The sequence below is a fragment of the Chryseobacterium antibioticum genome (assembly GCF_012927325.1).
Classification (GTDB): domain Bacteria; phylum Bacteroidota; class Bacteroidia; order Flavobacteriales; family Weeksellaceae; genus Chryseobacterium; species Chryseobacterium antibioticum.
Window position 1 is genome coordinate 98,775 of the sequence record NZ_JABBGI010000014.1, and the last position, 19,757, is coordinate 118,531.

A 19,757-nucleotide genomic window follows, 5' to 3' on the forward strand; every position below is an offset into this window, starting at 1 on the left:
TAATGAGAGAGAATAAAAAATTAAGATTAGGATCTTATTCAAATAACTTATTAGAACAAGGAATGCTAAATTTAGAATGGTCAAATGAGGATTTAATAAATGCAGAAACTTATATTCTCAGAATGGAAGAAAGAATAGAGAAATTATTTGATAAGGAAATATTTAGAGTTGAAAATATTTTAAAAGATAAATTAAGAATCATTCCTAAAAATAAAGATTTTGCTATTTGGTATTTTGATAATTTACCTATCAGGAGACAAAAAAAAACTATTGAAATTACAGACGAGGACATTATTAAATATGCAAGGATTTATCTTCAAAAATTTCAAAAATTATTAGATGACAATTCAAAAAAACAAACAAATCATCTAAAATCTTTTAATTGGATTAGTGATAGATTTAATTTAGAAAAGCTTTATTCTCAACTTCTAAAAAAAGAATTTATAAGTAGCAATACATCATTAGATATTTTTATAAATATTTTTGCTAATAGAGATTTAAATAGTATTGAAAATAAAATTATTTGGATGAAAATTGGCAGAAATAAAATGACTAATAAAAAGTCGATTTCTGATTTTATTAATATTTTAGAAGAATATAAATTAATTGAAGGAATCAAAGAAAATATTCCAAAAATTTTAACCAATTGTTTTAAATCAGAAAATTCTAATCTGAATTTTACACATTCCAATTTATCAAATTCTAATGTGTATTCTGAGTATAGAATAGAATTAGAAAAAATAATAAAAGATTTATAATCAACATTATAAATCTTATTTGTAAGATATAATAAGGTATTAGTTATTCTTTTAATTGCACTATGTTTTGATATTTGTATTCATAATTTCAAAATCAAGCAATATGGAGACAATGACAATAGACAAACGTCTTGAAAAAATTGAGCAACTTCTAATTACTCAAACCTTACAAAATAAAATTGTTTTAAATATAGATGAGGTAGCCCAATTTACTGGGCTTTCTAAACTTTATCTTTATAAGCTGACTTCTAAAAACGAAATTCCACACTCGAAGCCTAATGGTAAAAATGTATTTTTCAATAAATCCGAAATTGAAAAGTGGTTATTAAGAAATAGACAAGCTACCAACGAAGAATTGGAAAGTGAAGCAATTAATTATTTAGTAAATAAATAATTCTTCAGCATGAAACCTGTCTATACTACCATACCTGTAGAATTGTGCCGTTATGCTTTGATAAATAGAAAAAGCAATCATCTATTAGTTTTTATATATCTCAAACATATTGCAAACGGTCACATATCTCATGATACCTCATTATATCAGGAATGGGCTATAGATTTAAGGTTAAATAAGAAAACAATTAGAAATTGTATCAATTGGTTAATTAAAAATAAATGGATAACTGTAAATGGCAAGAAACAATCGCTGAAAATAATCGGTTATGCTAAACTTTTTAAAAAATTAAAATTTCAATCTCTATCAGCTGTACGTTATGAACCAGACGATTTTTTAGGCTTCACTGACTTTTGTTGTGCAGCTGTAATTATATACTATATACAAAAGAAACGCTTTATAGATAAAAAAAGACGATCGGGGTCGAAAATGGGAGACTCCAATATGAATCGTAATTCTTATCCAAAAGGATATTCTGAATTGCCTGTAAGTTATTTGGCAAAATGTTTAGGAGTTAGTAATTCAACAGCCAATAATTATAAAAAGCGAACCGAAAAAGCTGGTTTTATTACTGTTAAAAGACAATTCTATACTCTGATTAATAATGATGGCGAGAAGATTACAAGAAACAATTACTACGTTCATCAGTATCAAAATAAAGAGATCGCTGGTAGATATAGACAAGGAAGAAAATATCTTAAAATAGTAGCACCAGATTTAATACAAATTGGATTTTCAACCATGAGAAAACACTTTAAGCTTAGGGAAAAAATCTAAAGGTAATTAATGGGATTATTAATTATTATGAGATATGTAAGCTCTTCGTCAAATATAAGCAATCCAGACAAAACCGAACTAAAATGCAAAAATCATCAAAACACACTGTTAGACAGAGGATTAATGAAGTGTCCGAGATGTTAATCAAGGCAAAAAGTAGGAATGAGATAATTCATTATAGTTCTGAGAATTGGAATGTAGGAGAAAGACAAATTGATAAATATATTGCTCAAGCTCGAAAATTGATACAATCAGAAATCCAGAAAAATATTGAATACGATTATGCCAAAGCCGTAAGGCGCTATGAGACGCTTTATCAGTCAGCCATAGACAACAGAGACTATAGACTTGCAAGTTCAATTAATAAAGAAATAGCAAATCTTCAGGGATTGTATAAAATTCAAATAGAACATTCGGGAAATATAGAATTCATCTCTAATATACCAGACTAATGAAAATCAGAATAAATTTTGCTAAGTATTACGAACCAAAACCGAAACAAATTTTAGCACATAAATGCCGTGCTAAATATCTATTGTTTGGTGGAGCAATGGGAGGAGGAAAAAGTTGGTGGCTTTGTGCAGAAGCTGTAAAAAATGCAATGAAATATGAGGGGAATAGATTGGTTATAGTTAGAAAAGAACTATCCGTATTAAAACGTACAACACTAGTTACTTTTTTATCTATTTGTCCGAAAGAAATTATTAAAAATTTCAATCAAACTAGTTTGGAAGTAACATTTGTGAATGGTTCTGTTTTAACTTTTATTGATGCTAATATAGCTAAAGATCCACTTTTGCAGAAAATAAAAGGATTAGAGATAGGCTGGTTCGGGATTGACGAAGCGAATGAGGTAAGCTCTGAGGTTTATAATGTACTCAAAACACGACTACGTTGGATTTTACCCAATTGTGAAAAACCAAGATATGAAGGCAGATTGACATCCAATCCTGAAGCATGTTGGTTAATACCTACTTTTATTCAGTCATCCAATGCCGATGAGGTTTACATACAAAGTTTGACAACGGATAACTATGATGAGGACAGTGAATATGTTCAGAATTTAAAAGATGCCTTTAAAGACAACCCTAATTTACTCAGAAAATATCTTTATGCTGATTGGAGCTTAACCGATACAATTAATCAACTTATTCCAAGTGAAACCATTATAAAAAGTACAGATTGTATTAATGGAACTGAGTTTATATCAATGGGGGTCGATGTTGCCCGTTATGGAGATGACAGAACCGTTTTTACAGTTTTAAAAAATGGAAATATTGAATTGATAGAAAGTTACCCACAAACCTCCATTACCGAAGTAACAACAAGAACAATCCAATTGATTAATGATTATGGAATTGATTCCAATCATGTGGGAGTTGATGGTGTTGGATTAGGTGCTGGAGTGATTGACGGATTAAGACAACAAAGTTATTATATCATTGAAATTTTAGGGGGAAATAAGCCTGAAGAAATTTTTGGTGAGGAAACTTTTAAGCCTCATAACTTACGCTCTCAGATTTATTGGCAACTTCGAGAAGACTTTATAAACGGAAATATCGGAAACCTCAGCAATGAAGTTCTAAAATTAGAATTACAGGCTGTAAAGTATGAGATATACTCTGATAAATCATTAAAGGTTATCAGTAAGGAGGCTATTAAAAAATTGCTCGGCAAAAGTCCAGATTTAGCTGATAGCTTGGCATACGCTAATTGGGTAAGATATTATAGGGGAATCCCTAATATCCCTATATTACCTTCTGCGGGATATTAGCTTTAAAGTAACTTTAGAGTTATTCCTGAAATTTCTATATTTGCAATAATAACATTAAAAACAAAACTATACGAATACATACAAGGTGTAAATAACATATAGATATTGCGATTTGCAATTCGTTTTTTCTACTCGAATACTGGTAATATTAAAATAGAACAAAAGCGAATGATTTGCAAAAGCTCCCGGTTGGGTGCTTCTGCTTCATTGCTTTTGTGGGTTATACCAGTGACCTGAGTAGAGAATGAAGTTAGTAAGCACCTTTCTTAATTTACTATAACTCAAATATTATCTATATGAATCAAAACTTAAATTCACCTCTCAGCACTAAGCGTATTGTCTTGAATATTTTTAAATGGATTTTTGGACTATTCTTTTCCTTCATTGGATTAGTAGTTTTTTTTAACGCCTCATATGTTGGCGGTTTTCTTATAATTATCGCAGGCTTTTTACTAATTCCTCCGATCTCAAACAAATTAAAAGAGAAAGTTAATATATGGAGAGAATTTGTAATTAGATTAATTTTTACAATGGTTATCCTATTCTTAGGAGTCTTAATTTCCAGTATTAAGGGAATGAAATCTGAATCTCTAGAAAATAAAAAAGCAATACAGAAGTATGTTAAAGCCAATAAGAATAAGCCTATGTTTAAAAATTTACAACTACTGCAAGAGTGGGAAAATACCTTTGATTTAGGAAATACGGATCAAAAGATCTTAAATTATTCAGAAAAAAATTCAGTGCAATATCAGCCTTTAGATACTTTAAATGATGGCTCTATAACTTATAGACTATTTCTAAATAATAATAAATATGAATCATTTTCTACGAAACAATATTTAAAACCGATAAAAAATTTCGGACAGTTAAAAAATTATTTTATTGTCTTTACCGTAACCAAAAAAAATGAGGTGGTAAAAACAGTAGCCATGTTTGAGAATGATAAAAATAATGTTCAGGAGATATCCGACATGAATTTTGATCTTTCACAATATGCTGAGCTGAACCTCATCAAAGTCCGAAGGGAAAAGAAGGAAAAAGGGCTTGCTGAGATACAGAAAAAAGAAGAGGAGGAAAAGTATTTACAAGAACTGCAAGAGAAAAAAATGAATTGGAAAAAAAATTGTATCAGTGGTTGGGATGGTTCGTGTACTAAACTGGTACGTACTATTAAACCTAATTTATTAGATCCTAAAAGCTTTGAACATATTGATACAAGTTTTAAGATGATGAATGACTATGTAACAGTGATTATGCAATATAGAGCTAAAAATGCTTTTGGAGCATATAATATTGGAATTGTCACGGCTAAAGTTAGTTATGATTGTGAAGTATTAGAGATTTCTGAATAGTAAGCATTTTAGTTGAATGATTTTAATGAGTTGTGATCTGGTGTCAAAGTTTTTATTATATTTAGCTAAACTTGTAAACCATGTCAAATATTCCTCTTATAGATCAAACCTTTTTATGTATTGTAAATACAAAATCAACAGCTTTAGTGAGTGTATCCCTAAGTTATATATTCAACGGTAAATACCCATTGGTTTTTGAATTCGATAATTTAACAACAGCAGATAATGATAAAGATGTTGATGATTTGGACATACATCACATTTCAAGAAATAGAGGTAGAAAATTTAATATAATACTAAGAAATACTATAAAACTTCTTGAAGGAATTGAAAATGTTTTACTTATAGGCTTAACAAAAGAACAGATATCTTATTTGAATTTTCTAGATGATTTTAATGTTATTGAAATAAATGAGATGGATGATGTAGATTTTCTACTTTCACCTTTTACTACCAATACAGGAAAAGTCAAATTCAACGATAATAATTTATTAAATAGTTATAATCATGCGTTGCAAAATAAAGCAATCTTAGAATACGATAGATTTTCAGATAATAACTTTGAAATAAATATAGATTATTCAAAAAAAGATTTACTATTTGTAGAGGAAACAGGATTTGTAAACTCTTTAATTGGTATTAATTATGGTATTTCAGCAGGATTTCAAGTTATCATATTACCCAAATTAGATTTTAATAAAAAAGGACTTCAAAATTTAATTTTTGATTGGAAAAACGGAAATATTAATGCTTATAATCAGTTACATGCAATTGCTTATAAAAATATAGATTACATTAATTTTTATGAATTCGATTTAGCTGTTTTTTTTACTGAAGGATATCCCTATTCTTTAATTCTAAATAATATAATACCTATATCACAAGTACATTTAAACTTAAGCCCTGACTTTTTAGTTTTTAATAACTTGTATTATGAGAATCATCATAAATTTTGTACATCAGTAATATTCTCACCTCAACATTTTAATGATGACGAAGAAGAGGTTAACGTGCTAGTGAAAAAATTTGAAGAAGAAAATTACTTTCAATTTAATCTAATTGGTGAAAATGCTACAGCATCTAATATTGATTACACTGTACAAACATTTCCATTCAATATTTTACATTTTTGCAGTCATGGAGGAGAAGTTAAAGGATATTATTGTAAAGGTAAGTTTCTTGATCGCTTTGGCGATGAGCATGAAGTAGAATATTATGAAGTTCCCAGTATAATGCCAGGAAAAGAAGAAGAATTGGTAAAAGTTATTATTAAAAATATTTTTTTAAAATTTGATGGTTTACTGTGGAAAAGTAAAGAATTAAAGGCACTAAATTATGCTCATGAAGTTTTTGTTGATATGATGAACTATGTAAATGATCTGGAAAAAAAGGCTCAAAGAGATCCCATAGACTCTGTTCCTAATTCTTCCGCAATTTCATGTAAATATTTTAATTATCAAGCAATATTTGATATAATGGCTAATTTTCATTCACCAATGCTAGTTTTTAATAATACTTGTTGGTCTAATACTAACATTAAAGATAGCTTTATTGATTGTGGAACGAGAAATTACATTGGAACACTATGGGAAATAAATACTGATTATGCTAAAAATTTTTCTGAAAACTTTTACTCCAATATAATTGATGATGAAATGAATCTTTTAGAATCTTTTCATAGTAACATTAATGTTGGCTGTGAAGATAAAGACTTAAATATTTACATATTTTGGGGATTAAATATTAGTAAATTTCCAAAAAATATAAAAAAAAATGATGGCAAAAACCGAATTCAAGCTAGATTATGGCATTTTATCAATATTTATTCTAATGCAATGAAGAATACGACAAATGAAGATACTAAAGCATCTATAAAAAATATGATTAAATATATGCTTAGAGAATATAGAGAGTTTTTAAAATAATAATAAATTATAATATAATTTATTAACAATAAATTCAATAGTAGCTTTTTTTTATTTTTGAATTACCTTAGCATGTTAATTTATATATAAATCTTTTTAGAAAAAGATTTATTTGTATAGCTTAAAATCAATGGCAATAAAAAAATCAGAGTTATACAACTCTCTATGGAAAAGTTGTGATGAATTAAGAGGAGGTATGGATGCCTCTCAATATAAAGACTATGTACTTACACTTTTATTTGTGAAGTATATATCCGATAAATATAAAGGAAAAAAATTTTCAGCCATAAAAGTTCCGGAAGGAGCTTCTTTTGATGATATGGTAGATTTGGTTGGAAAATCAAATATTGGGGATGATATTAATAAAAAGATTCTTTATCCAATTAAAGAAGCCAACGGGTTAAACGACTTTCCAGATTTTAATGATGAAGGAAAATTGGGAAAAGGAAAAGATTTAATTGATACTGTTGGCAATCTTATTCTCATTTTTAATTCTCCTGATTTAGATTTCTCTGGTAATAAAGCAAATGATGATGATTTGTTAGGAGATGCTTATGAATATTTAATGCGGCATTTTGCAACTGAATCAGGTAAATCTAAAGGACAATTTTATACTCCGGCAGAAGTAAGTCGTATTTTAGCAAAAATTATAGGAATAAATAGTAGTAACTCTACTGCACAGACATCAGCCTATGATCCCACATGCGGATCGGGTTCTTTATTGCTGAAAGTAGCGGAAGAAGCGGAAAAAAATATTACACTTTACGGACAGGAAAAAGAAATTGCAACAGCCAATCTCGCTCGTATGAATATGATTCTACACGGTAATCCTTCAGCGGAAATTGCAGCAGACAATACACTTTCAAGACCTAAGTGGAAAAATGAAGAAGAAACGGGTCTGAGAACTTATGATTATATTGTGGCAAACCCTCCATTTTCATTGAAAAACTGGAGTAATGGTATTAGTATAAGTAATGATGAATATGGTCGTTTTGAATTGGGAATTCCTCCTGACAAGAATGGTGACTATGCTTTTTTATTGCATATTATAAAGTCAATGCGTTCAAATGGAAAAGCTGCGGTAGTATTGCCTCATGGAGTCTTATTTAGAGGGAATTCTGAAGGTGAAATTCGAAAAAATATTATAAAAAAAGGATATATAAAAGGAATTATTGGATTGCCTCCTAATTTGTTTTATGGAACTGGTATACCTGCTTGTATCATTGTTTTAGACAAAGAAGATGCTGATAAACGTAAAGGTATCTTTATGTTGGATGCTAGTAAAGATTTTGTGAAAGACGGTAATAAAAACCGATTGCAAGAAAAAGATATTCGTAAAATAACAAAGATATTTAATAATTTCATTGAGATTCCAAAATATAGTAGAATAATATCACTAGACGAAATTGCCAATGATAAAAATGACTATAATCTTAATATTCCACGATATATAGATTCACAAGAGGAAGGCGATATTCAAGATATTGAGGCTCATTTATTTGGAGGTATTCCTGAAAGGGATGTGAAATCGTTAGAGAAATATTGGAATATTTTTCCAGATTTAAAAAACAGTTTGTTTGAGGTACAAAGAGCTGGCTACTATAATTTAAAAGTATCTAATGATGAGGTAAAAAACACAATATTTAATCATCCTCAATTTTTATCTTATAGAAATCAATTACAAAAAACGTTTGATAATTGGATAAAAGACAAAAAAAGTTATTTTGAACAATTAGACAAAGGTATACATCCGAAAAAAGAGATAGTTGACTTAGGAGATTCTATTCTAAAAACCTTTAAGAAAGATGCATTAATTGACCCCTACAATATGTATCAGTATTTAATGCTTTATTGGGAAGAAGTTATGCAGGATGACTTTTATACTATTGCTATTGATGGCTGGGAAGCTGGTATAGAATGGGAAAGGGAAATTATTAAAGGAAAAAAAGGGAAAGATGGAAAAATTGCAAAGGATAAGGCTATAGATGGGTTGGAAGGTATCATAGGACGAATGATAACACCAGAATTATTGATTCAAGAATTTTTTGCTAAAGAATGGGAAGCTGTTATTGATTTTGAGGAACAAATTGAAAATGCTAAAGCAGAATTAGAGGAAATAAAGGAGGAAACAGAAGTAGAAAACGGTATTTTCAGTGATTTGGAAAAAGTAAATCTTACCTCTGTAAAAGGACTTTTGAAACAGCGAAAAAGTGAGAAAGCTCCGAAAGAAGAAATAGATGTTATTGAAAATTATATTAATCTTAATGAAGCTATATCAAGTTTTACAAAGCTGATTAAAATACAGAAGGAAACTATTGAAAAATTAGTTATAGAAATGTATCCAAAATTGTCAGAAAATCAAATCAAAGACTTGGTTATAAATAAAAAATGGATAAAACATTTGGAAAGTTGTCTTCACGAAGAAAAAGAAAGAATGAGCCAAACACTTACTGGGAGAATTATGGAGTTGGTAGAACGTTATAAAGTTACTTTACCTGAAGCAGAAACAACTTTAAAGGAATATGAAACCAGAGTAAAGTTACATTTACAAAAAATGGGGTGGCAATGGTAAAGACAAAATTTATACAGACAGATATTGGTCTTATTCCTCAAGATTGGGAGGTGAAGGAGATGCTGGAGATCATTTCGGAAATTTCTATGGGACCTTTTGGATCAGATATTAAGGTTTCAAATTTTGTTAATAAAGGAGTTCCAGTATTAAATGGATATAATATAAGTGGAATAAAGCTAAAAGAAAGATATTCAAATTTTGTCACAGTAGAAAAAGCTAAAAGTTTAAAGAAAGCCGTAGCAAAAAGAGGAGATATTATTGTTACTCATCGAGGAACGATAGGACAAATGGCTTATATACCTGAAGATTCAAGTTTTGAAGAATATGTCATTTCTCAAAGTCAATTTAGATTTTCTACAAATAAAATGGTCTTATATGAATTTGTTGTTTTATTTTTTCATTCAGATAAAGGACAGAATATTATTTTAGAGAGTAAAGGTCATACAGGAGTGCCCGCAATTGCTCAAGCTACAACTACATTTAAAAAGTTTCAAATTCCAATTCCACCGCTTTCTGAACAACTAGCCATATCAAAAGTATTAAGTGATACTAATATTTGGATAGAAAGTTTAGAAAAGCTTATCTTCAAGAAACAGCTTATCAAACAAAGCGTAATGCAAAAATTGCTTATTCCTAAAGAAAATTGGGAAGTGAGGAAATTAGGTGAGATGGTAACTTTAATAAAAAGCGGAGGAACCCCCTTATCCTCAATTCGCGAGTATTATAATGGAGAAATACCTTTTCTTTCAATTTCAGATATGACTGAACAAGGTAAATATTTGAATTCTACAAGTAATTACATATCACAAAAAGGCTTAGATAATTCCGCCTCTTGGTTAGTCCCTGTTGATTCCATAATTTACTCAATGTATGCTTCTGTAGGTTTAGTATCAATTAATAAAATTGAATTAGCAACATCACAAGCTGTATTGAATATAATTTTTAAAAAAGAGTATGACTTAGAATACCTTTACTATTATTTAACAAGTATAAGAGAAGATATTTTAAAATATGTAGGAGAAGGAACTCAAAAAAATCTAAATGCTCAAGCAATTAAAGATTTTGATATTTTGTTTCCCAAAAAAGACGAGCAAACATACATTGCGAAAATTCTTTCTGACATGGATACTGAAATAGAAGCCCTAAAAGGAAAGCTTGTCAAAGCTAACCAAATAAAGCAAGGCTTAATGCAGGAATTACTTACAGGAAGAATTAGACTGATCTAAAAAAGAATCAAATGGAATACTTAATTAATAATCCTCAGGTAGTAGTAACACTGATAATTGGTTTTTTTACATTGATTATAACATGGTGGTTTAATCAAAATAATTTGAAAATTGCCAAACAAAAGATGGAAAAGGATTTATTTAAGGAATTTAATGAGAGATATGATAGCTTAAATGATGACTTAAATAAGCTTGATACTATAAAGAATTTGGAGGAATTAAAAGAAATTAAATCAATAAATAATGCCAATAAAACTATCCACAATGTTTTAATTGACTATTTTAACTTATGTTCAGAACAATATTATTGGTATAAAAAGAAAAGAATTCCTCAACAAATTTGGGATAGTTGGTATTCCGGAATGATGTTCTACTATAATTCATTTCCAATTGTTAGAATAGTTTGGCAAGATGAAATTAAGAACAATGGGTATAAATCTTATTATTTGAAAGAGAAAGATGAACTATTTAAATAGCTCACTCACAGTATTCTAATAACTTTAAAAACTAAACATGAATGAAAATCTTAAAAAGATTGAAGAATTATTAGATTTCAATTTTAAAATGGATGCTTACCAAAGGGGTTATAGATGGGATACAGCTCAAGTCTATAGCCTTTTAACTGATATTTATGAATTTACACCACAATTTCAATCTTTTTACTGTTTACAGCCTTTGGTTGTTAGAAAAATTAATGATAATACTTATGAATTAATTGATGGTCAGCAAAGAGCAACTACAATTTCTTTAATTCTTATGTTCTTTAAATCTAAAAGCTATCAACTTTTATATACGACCAGAAATACTGACGACGATGGAGTAAATGCTTTTATTTCAGGTATTCCTCAATTGTCTTTTCCTGATTTTATATTCCAAAAAGAAATTGATAATTTTGATATAATAGATAGCTTAATATCCCAACATTGGAAAGAAGAAATAATTATAAATAAGCCAGAAATTAATAATGTTGACAATTTCTATTTTTATAAAAACTATGCCGTTGTTCAGAACTGGTTCAATAAGCTCGATGAGGAAGATATTGAGATGTTCAAACGTAAATTGCTTACAAATACAAAAGTAATTTGGTATGTAGAAAAAGAAGATTCCAATGATAAAAAAATAATAGAAAAATTCATCAATTTTAATGAAGGAAAAATAGAACTAGAGCAAGCAGAGTTAATTAAGGCTCTGTTTGTTTTGGATATTGCTAAAACACCTAATGCTGTTCAAAGACAATATGAGGAAAATCAATTTGCTGATGATTGGAATCTAATTGAGCATCAAATGGGAGACCATAAATTTTGGCAATTTATTACCAGTAATAAAAATGATGAGAATATAGCCAACAAAATTAATTTGCTCTTTCAACTGCATAACGGCTTTGGGAAAAGTGAAGATAAGTTTTACAATTATAGAAAATTTGAAAATTCTTTTAAGAACTCGGAAGAAGAAAATAAGCCGAACTGGAGTAAAATTACCCAACTGTACAATGGTTTAGAAGAATGGTTTTTTGACCGTACTTCCTATCATTTGATAGGTGCCATTATCCATCTTACGAGCTTTAATATTTCCACAGTTCTGGAAAAAGCTCAAGAATCAAGTACCAAAGTAAAATTCAGAAATGAATTGCGAAAATTATTGGGTAATGAATTTCTCACCGAAAAATTTAATCTTGAATTAATTAAGTATAATGATATCACTGTTTTCAAGATGCTTTTTTTATTCAATATTGCACTTACTGAGATTGATGATACTGAAACTTTTTTCCCATTTTACAGATTCTACGAAACTAAAAACTGGAATATAGAACATATTCTTGCAAAAAATGATGATGGTTTGGATACTATTGAAGAATTCAAAAGTTTTCATCGAGAAATCGATTCATTGATTAAAGCATCTACAGATGAAGATATAACTCTCGAAAATAAAAATATTATTAAGGTATTACTTGATGAATTACTACAATTGATTTCTGAAAGCAAAAAGGTTGGTATTAAGAAAAAAACAAAGGAAATAAATGATAAAGTTGCGGAGTTTTTTAGTGTTGATGACTTTAATAATTTATGCCTTTTAGACCAATCTACTAATATAAAAGTGGGTAAAAAGCCTTTTAGAAGAAAAAGGAATATTATTCTAAGATTAGATGATGAAATTGAAATAAAACCAGATACATATATACCAATAGGAACGGAATATGTATTTTCAAAGAAATCTACAAAATCCGAATCTTATCAAATTGATTATTGGAGCTTAACAGATAGAGAATCCTATCTCAAGTTTGTACAAAATACAATTTCTAAATTTCTTACACCTGAGCAAGATGAGAGAAACTAAATCTTTTCATGAAATTATTGACGAGCATATTATTGAAGTTCCAATAATACAAAGAGAATATGCGCAAGGAAGAACTACAAAAAAAGTAAATTCTATTAGAAAACGATTTGTAACTGACCTTGTGGAAGCAATTACTGAAGATAAAGAAGTTCATTTAGGTTTTGTCTATGGTAAAATAGAAGGAAAGGAAAGTGCCAGACGTAAAGTATTAAATCGAGAAGCGGTCAATTCTATTTTGGAAGCTGTTAAATTTTATGCAAATAATTTAGAGTTAAAAATCAAAGCTGAGGTCGAAGAAACTGAATCCGAAAAAACTGATCAAGGAATTCTAAAATTTATTCCTTTAGATGGACAACAAAGGCTTACAACATTGTATGTTCTTTGTTGGTATTTGTATTATAAAGGTGCAGAATCAAATAATTTAAGATGGTTAAACCACTTTAAATATAGCAATAGAAAATCTGCATTAGCTTTTTGTAATGAGCTAAAAGATACTGAGAATATTAAAGAACTTAGAAAAAAACAAAAGAAAAATACAGAAACAAGTATTAAAGAATTAATTTCTAACTCAAGTTTCTTTCTTAAAAAATGGAATAAGGATGCAACTGTAAGCGGAATTTTGGAGATGCTCTTTTCTATTGAAAAAGAATTTAAATCTGATTTTGATTTTAACAATATTTCTATTGAAAACCTTCCTTTCAAATTTGATTTTATGGATTTAGATTCTTTAAATCAAACTGATGAATTGTATGTGAAGATGAATTCTCGTGGAAAACAATTATCAGATTATGAGCATTTCAAATCTTGGTTACAGGAAAAATATAAAGATAATACAGACCAAGAACAACAAGAATGGCTTCAGTCTTTTTGGAAAAAACTAGATACAGATTGGTTAAATTATTTTTGGAGAAATATAGATGTTGATTTCAATGCTTTAGACAATTTCTATTATAACTATATCAAAAATTTGGCATTGATGTATTGTTTAGCAAGCAACAATGAGATTCCTTTCGAAAAGGTTAAAGATTTATATGGACAAATTAGAAATACGGAAATATATGATAGCAAAAAAATAACATACATTCCTTTAGAAAATTATCTTATCAAGTGGGGAAAAGACGAAGATGAAAAGTCATTTTTTATTTTCAACATCGATGTACTTAAATTTATAGAGAGGACTTTCGAATCGCTCATATATTTAGAAGAGAAAGAAAATTTTGATAAATTAAATCTTGAAAAAATAATTTGTAAACCTTTTGTAGAAAATAAAATAACAGACTTTTTCTTAAAATCAAATTTGTTTACTCCATCTTTATGGAATACAGTTTTTTATTATTCATTTTTAGTTTTCATCAACGATAGAGAAAATATACAATATTCAATCGAAAGCTTGAAAGTATGGTTACGTTATACAAGGAATACTATATACAATACTTATATTCAAAGTCCAGAAAATTTTAATAGTGCTCTAAAGCAAATTAACAATCTTGAAGTGTATAAATTTAATATTGGCGAAGCTATACTAGACAATAATGTTGGAAATGTTTTCTTTGAAAACACACAATTTGACGAAGAAAAAATAAAATTAAATTTATTACAAGAAGATAAATGGGAAGAACCAATTTTCGGAATAGAAAACCACCCTTATATTTTTGGACAAATAAACTTTATCTTAGATTTTTCAAAAGATGGATCAGGTAACTATGTTTTAGAAGATTTCAAAAAATATTGTAATGCGGTTTCAAAATTATATGGAGAAGAAATTAGGGTAAATTCCGAAAAAATATTAGAACGCTTTCTTTTTTGTCAAGATGATTATTTGCCAGAATATAAGTCAAACCATATTTTTTGTACTGGTTCTTTAGGCGGTTTAAGAACAAAAAATGAAAATTGGAGATTGTTTTTTAAAGGCAATAAAATCAATATTTTAAAAGATTCAATCGATAAATTAGAGGATAAAAAAATAACACCGGAATTATTATTTGATTATATTAAAAATTATCTAAAAACAAAAAATTTAAAACAATCGGATTGGAAATACTTGTTTCTTAAATATCCGCAAGCAATTAATTATTGCAAAGAAAGTGCTATAAGATGGAACTCAGCCAATGATATCCGTTTATTAAAGGGATTTGCTATTACCGCTTATCATAGTGAACTGAGAACCTATTGCTTTTTCTTGAAGAATAGAAATAAAAATTCCACAGATGAAAACAGGATAGCTCCAGAGAAGTTTTTCCCATTCTCGAAATTTTGGTATTTTGAAGACAAGAATACAGCAGGTCATGCAGGATGTTATTTAGAAGGATTTAACATCCAGGAAAAAGAGTATAAATTGGAAATAAAGTATTCTAAAAAAGAGGATGAATATCAAATATGTTTTTATCACAAAGTAGATGAAATAGAAAGTCGAAAAACGGATATTAATTTGGAAAAACTTGGATATGTATTAGATGAAAAAGGTGGACAATATTTAAAAACTGTTCCGTATAAAAAATTAGAAAATGAATTAAAAAAGTTATGTACAGAGCTTAAAACTTTAAACCATGATTAATCCAATAGAACGAATTACCCAAAATCGAATTGTACAGCTTTTTAAAGAGTTAGGATATACCTATTATGGTAACTGGGAAGAGAGAGAGCAAAATAAAAATATCGAAGAAACCTATCTGAAATCTTTTTTGCTAAAACAAGGATATTCTGAATCTTTGGTTAAAAAAGCAGTTCAAGAAACACTTCAATTGGCTCAAACCAATGCTGGAAACATTTATGAGCGTAATAAGAACTTTTACTCATTGCTTCGTTATGGTGTAAAAGCTAAAGAAAATATAGGAGAGCATAATCAAACCATTAATTTAATAGATTGGGAGAAATGGGATAATAATGATTTTGGAATTGCAGAAGAAGTCACACTTATAGGCAATAAAGTTCGTAGACCTGATATAGTATTATATGTAAATGGAATAGCATTAGGTATTTTAGAATTAAAACGTGGAATAGTTGATATTTCGGAAAGTATCCGGCAGAATATTTCTAATCAAAAGGAGAAATTTAATGAAAACTTTTTTACTACTGTCCAATTTATTCTTGCAGGCAACAATACACAAGGATTAAAGTATGGTACTATCGAAACTTCTGAAAAATATTATTTGTCTTGGAAAGAAGATGAAGAAGAAAATGAAGGATATAAGTTAGATAAGTATCTTAAAAAATTGTGTAACAAAGAACGTTTTTTAGATATTATATATAACACGGTGATATTTGATGCAGGAGTAAAAAAATTACCTCGTCCACATCAGTATTTTGCGTTGAAGGAATCTCAACAATTTCTATTGCAAAATGAAGGAGGAATTATTTGGCATACACAGGGTTCTGGTAAAAGTATCTTAATGATAATTTTGGCAAAATGGATCTTGGAGAATATTACTAATTCCCGTGTAGTATTATTGACAGATCGAACAGAGCTGGATAAACAAATTGGTGATAATTTCGAGAATATGGGTGAACAGGTAGCCCGTACTCGCTCAGGAAATGAGCTAATGCAATTTTTAACACAACCTAAACCTCGTTTAATTGCTTCCCTTATTCATAAGTTTGGTAATAAAGGTGAGACAGACTATAAAACATTTATAGCGGAAATTAACAATAATCCGTTACCAGTACAAGGCAATGTTTTTGTATTTGTAGATGAATGTCACCGTACTCAGAGTGGTAAATTAAATGAGACGATGAAAGTAATTCTGCAAGAAGCTACTTTTATTGGGTTTACAGGCACTCCACTGCTGAAAAAAGATAAACAAACCACTATGGATATTTTCGGAAGATATATTCATACCTATAAATTCAATGAAGCCGTGTATGATGGAGTAGTAAAAGATTTGGTTTATGAAGGAAGGGATATAGAGCAAAATCTTTCTTCGCAGGAAAAAGTGGATGCATGGTTTGAAGCTAAAACAAAAGGCTTGAATGATTTTCAAAAATCGGAATTGAAAAAACGGTGGGGAACGATGCAAAATGTATTAAGTTCTCGTTCACGAATGGATAAAATTGTTTCGGATATTTTATTTGATTTTAGTGTAAAGGCACGGTTGGCTTCTGAAAAAGGAAATGCAATTTTAGTCGCTTCCAGTATATATGAAGCTTGCAAATATTATGAACTGTTTCAAAATACTCCTTTCAAAAATAAAAGTGCAATAATAACCTCTTATAATCCCCAGACCAAAGATATCACAACTGAAGATACAGGTGAATATACAGAAACGGATAAAGAATACATTTATAAGGTTTACGAAAGATTATTAGCAGATGTTGTTCCATTATCAGGTAAAACCAAAACAGAGACCTATGAAGATAGTAATAAAGATTTATTCATAAAACAGCCAGCAAGGATGAAGCTATTAATAGTAGTTTCTAAATTATTGACAGGTTTTGATGCTCCTCCATGTTCATATATTTACATAGATAAAAAAATGCAGGATCACACTTTATTTCAAGCAATTTGTAGAACTAACCGTTTAGATACTGATGACAAAGATTTTGGATATATCATAGACTATATGGAGTTATTTGGAAAAGTAACAGATGCGATTGATGTATATACTTCTGAGTTAGATATAGAAAGTTTTACTAAAGAAGAAGTTGATATTCAGCTAAAAGATCGTCTAAATATGGCGCGTGAACGTATTGAAAATACATTAGAAGAATTAGAAGCTCTCTGTGAACCTGTTGAAATTCCTAGAACAGATTTAGAGTATATCCATTACTTCTGTGGAAATACAGAAATTCCATCAGACTTGAAAGCCAATGAGTATAAAAGAGTTGCTTTGTACAAAGCTATCGTTTCTTACTTAAGAGCGTATACTAATATAAAAGCAGAATTAGAATTAGCTGGCTATACAGAAAACGAGATACTTCATTTTGAGGAACGACTGGATTTCTATTTAAAACTAAGAGAAATTATTCGCATAGCAAGTGGAGAAACCTTAGATTTAAAAGCTTACGAAGCAGATATGCGACATTTAATAGACAATTACATTCAGGCAAGCGAATCACTAGTAATTTCTCCATTTGAAGATATTTCCTTGTTAGATTTAATGGAATCAGATATTTTCAATACAATTGAGATGTTGCCTGAAAGTATTCGTAGTAGTCCAGAAGCGGTTGCTGAGGTTATAGAAAATAGTATAAGCTCAAAAATCGTTGAAAAACATCTTTTGGATCCTAAATATTTTGAAAAAATGTCTCATTTACTTTCTGCATTGATTGAACAGAGAAAGAAAGGAGTATTACAATATCGAGAATATCTTGAAAAGGCATCCGATTTAATTAAAAAGGTAAAAACGGGAAAAAATGACAATATTCCTTTATCTATTAAAACTATAGGAATGGGAGCTATTTATAATTATTTGGATAAAAATGAAGGATTAACAATAGCCTGTGAGCTAGCTATTCAGAGATCTAAGAAAGAAGGTTTTAGAGAGAATATTCAAAAACAAAATGAGATCAAGGAAGCTATTTATGAAGTTTTAAATGATGAAGAAAAAACAGTAGAAATATATACAATTGTTGAAAATAATAAACTTGATTATTAAATGCCAGACGTGCTAAAATTTAACGATATTGAAGTTGAGCTTTCTTTTAAAAATATAAAGAATATTCATTTGAGAGTACATCCTCCTTGCGGAAAGGTTACTTTGTCTTCGCCTGAGAATATTAGTATCGAACATTTAAGAGTTTATATTAGTACAAAGTTAGGTTGGATACGTCGAGAGAAGAAAAAAATAACATCTCAAAAAAGAGAACCTGAATATCTTTATATAAACGACGAAAGTCATTATTTTTTTGGAAAACGTTATTTATTAAAAATAATAGAATCTAATAAAAAGTCTGAAGTTGTTCTTCTCCACAGTAAAATTGAAGTTACTGTACCAGAAGGAAGTGATAAAGAGTTTATTAAAGATAAGTTATATCAATGGTATAGAAAGCAATTACGCCAATTCTTACTTGATAAAATAGAATTTTATAAGGAGAAAATGAATGTCTGTCCTAAAGGTTTTGGAATCAGAAGAGTAAAAACGAAATGGGGAAGTTGTAATGATACAGCTAAAACATTATGGTTTAATATTGAACTAGCTAAAAAGCCTAAAGATTGTATTGAGTATATTGTTGTTCATGAATTAGTCCATTTAAAAGAACGTAATCATAATAAGAATTTTATAATATTAATGAATAAATATTTTCCTAATTGGCAACTAAGAAAAAAAGAATTAAATGAGCTTCCTACATAATATTGTTGATAAAATGTGATTTTGACTTTCTTTAACCTATAATATTCCTTTATTTATTGAAGTTTTGCTACATATTTGCTACTATGCTTTTGCAAACCATTATTAATACAATATTTTACACTTTCTGTATCGGAAAGTAGATTGTGTTTTAGATTGTATATAGATTGCAGTTATAACAATACGAAAAACCCTTTAAATGGAATGTTTAAAGGGTTTTTTTTATTTGTTTTCTGTTTTATTCTACAAGTTAATATTGCAGGATATATACATTCTATTTGTTTCTATTTCGTTTCTATTAATTTGATTTGGAATAAAATTTGTACTTTTATCGTTAAAAAATGTTACATTTTGAAATGTT

Annotated in this window: 14 protein-coding genes; all 14 read left to right on the forward strand. The window is 28.8% G+C overall.

Translation table 11 applies throughout. The features are described from left to right. Positions 1–2: 2 nt before the first annotated feature. The 14 genes from HHL23_RS12425 (at position 3) to HHL23_RS12490 (ending at position 19,399) form a co-directional block, all read left to right on the forward strand. Entirely contained in the window at positions 3–758 is a 756-nt protein-coding gene (locus tag HHL23_RS12425; protein ID WP_169235125.1) for a hypothetical protein, read from the forward strand. Positions 759–861: 103 nt separating this feature from the next. Beyond that, positions 862–1,152, forward strand: coding sequence for a helix-turn-helix transcriptional regulator (locus HHL23_RS12430; RefSeq protein ID WP_169235126.1), 291 nt, complete (start codon positions 862–864; stop codon positions 1,150–1,152). Positions 1,153–1,161: 9 nt separating this feature from the next. Next, the gene (locus HHL23_RS12435; protein ID WP_169235127.1) at positions 1,162–1,929 is read left to right on the forward strand and encodes a hypothetical protein; all 768 of its coding nucleotides are present in this window, start codon (positions 1,162–1,164) and stop codon (positions 1,927–1,929) included. Positions 1,930–2,012: 83 nt separating this feature from the next. Beyond that, on the forward strand, positions 2,013–2,381 hold the full coding sequence (locus HHL23_RS12440; RefSeq protein ID WP_228464739.1) for a hypothetical protein: 369 nt from the start codon (positions 2,013–2,015) through the stop codon (positions 2,379–2,381). Next, entirely contained in the window at positions 2,381–3,703 is a 1,323-nt protein-coding gene (locus tag HHL23_RS12445) for a phage terminase large subunit (RefSeq protein WP_194306303.1), read from the forward strand. The genes HHL23_RS12440 and HHL23_RS12445 overlap by 1 nt, the downstream gene beginning before the upstream one ends. A 296-nt stretch (positions 3,704–3,999) precedes the next feature. Further along, a complete protein-coding gene (locus HHL23_RS12450) occupies positions 4,000–5,055 on the forward strand; it encodes a hypothetical protein (RefSeq protein WP_169235128.1) in 1,056 nt (351 codons plus the stop codon). Between the two features lie 80 nt (positions 5,056–5,135). Further along, positions 5,136–6,980: a hypothetical protein gene (locus HHL23_RS12455; protein ID WP_169235129.1), complete on the forward strand. Its 1,845-nt coding sequence runs from the start codon at positions 5,136–5,138 to the stop codon at positions 6,978–6,980. 130 nt (positions 6,981–7,110) lie between these two features. After that, entirely contained in the window at positions 7,111–9,552 is a 2,442-nt protein-coding gene (locus HHL23_RS12460; protein WP_169235130.1) for a type I restriction-modification system subunit M, read from the forward strand. Then, on the forward strand, positions 9,546–10,778 hold the full coding sequence (locus HHL23_RS12465; RefSeq protein ID WP_169235131.1) for a restriction endonuclease subunit S: 1,233 nt from the start codon (positions 9,546–9,548) through the stop codon (positions 10,776–10,778). Before HHL23_RS12460 ends, HHL23_RS12465 begins: the two co-directional genes overlap by 7 nt. Positions 10,779–10,789: 11 nt before the next feature. Then, entirely contained in the window at positions 10,790–11,254 is a 465-nt protein-coding gene (locus HHL23_RS12470) for a hypothetical protein (protein WP_169235132.1), read from the forward strand. A gap of 37 nt (positions 11,255–11,291) precedes the next feature. Beyond that, complete coding sequence (locus HHL23_RS12475; RefSeq protein WP_169235133.1) at positions 11,292–13,112, forward strand: DUF262 domain-containing protein; 1,821 nt, start codon at positions 11,292–11,294, stop codon at positions 13,110–13,112. Beyond that, positions 13,099–15,666 carry a GmrSD restriction endonuclease domain-containing protein gene (locus HHL23_RS12480; RefSeq protein ID WP_169235134.1) on the forward strand — a complete coding sequence of 856 codons (2,568 nt, stop codon included), beginning with the start codon at positions 13,099–13,101 and terminating at the stop codon, positions 15,664–15,666. The genes HHL23_RS12475 and HHL23_RS12480 overlap by 14 nt, the downstream gene beginning before the upstream one ends. After that, the gene (locus HHL23_RS12485; RefSeq protein ID WP_169235135.1) at positions 15,659–18,703 is read left to right on the forward strand and encodes a type I restriction endonuclease subunit R; all 3,045 of its coding nucleotides are present in this window, start codon (positions 15,659–15,661) and stop codon (positions 18,701–18,703) included. The genes HHL23_RS12480 and HHL23_RS12485 overlap by 8 nt, the downstream gene beginning before the upstream one ends. Continuing rightward, positions 18,704–19,399 (forward strand): M48 family metallopeptidase, encoded by a 696-nt coding sequence (locus tag HHL23_RS12490; RefSeq protein ID WP_169235136.1) that lies wholly within the window; start codon positions 18,704–18,706, stop codon positions 19,397–19,399. Positions 19,400–19,757: the final 358 nt, after the last annotated feature.

Coding starts and splice junctions, on each gene's coding strand:
- HHL23_RS12425 (WP_169235125.1), top strand. CDS start 3: ATGAGAGAGAATAAAAAATTAAGATTAGGATCTTATTCAAATAACTTA.
- HHL23_RS12430 (WP_169235126.1), top strand. CDS start 862: ATGGAGACAATGACAATAGACAAACGTCTTGAAAAAATTGAGCAACTT.
- HHL23_RS12435 (WP_169235127.1), top strand. CDS start 1,162: ATGAAACCTGTCTATACTACCATACCTGTAGAATTGTGCCGTTATGCT.
- HHL23_RS12440 (WP_228464739.1), top strand. CDS start 2,013: ATGCAAAAATCATCAAAACACACTGTTAGACAGAGGATTAATGAAGTG.
- HHL23_RS12445 (WP_194306303.1), top strand. CDS start 2,381: ATGAAAATCAGAATAAATTTTGCTAAGTATTACGAACCAAAACCGAAA.
- HHL23_RS12450 (WP_169235128.1), top strand. CDS start 4,000: ATGAATCAAAACTTAAATTCACCTCTCAGCACTAAGCGTATTGTCTTG.
- HHL23_RS12455 (WP_169235129.1), top strand. CDS start 5,136: ATGTCAAATATTCCTCTTATAGATCAAACCTTTTTATGTATTGTAAAT.
- HHL23_RS12460 (WP_169235130.1), top strand. CDS start 7,111: ATGGCAATAAAAAAATCAGAGTTATACAACTCTCTATGGAAAAGTTGT.
- HHL23_RS12465 (WP_169235131.1), top strand. CDS start 9,546: ATGGTAAAGACAAAATTTATACAGACAGATATTGGTCTTATTCCTCAA.
- HHL23_RS12470 (WP_169235132.1), top strand. CDS start 10,790: ATGGAATACTTAATTAATAATCCTCAGGTAGTAGTAACACTGATAATT.
- HHL23_RS12475 (WP_169235133.1), top strand. CDS start 11,292: ATGAATGAAAATCTTAAAAAGATTGAAGAATTATTAGATTTCAATTTT.
- HHL23_RS12480 (WP_169235134.1), top strand. CDS start 13,099: ATGAGAGAAACTAAATCTTTTCATGAAATTATTGACGAGCATATTATT.
- HHL23_RS12485 (WP_169235135.1), top strand. CDS start 15,659: ATGATTAATCCAATAGAACGAATTACCCAAAATCGAATTGTACAGCTT.
- HHL23_RS12490 (WP_169235136.1), top strand. CDS start 18,704: ATGCCAGACGTGCTAAAATTTAACGATATTGAAGTTGAGCTTTCTTTT.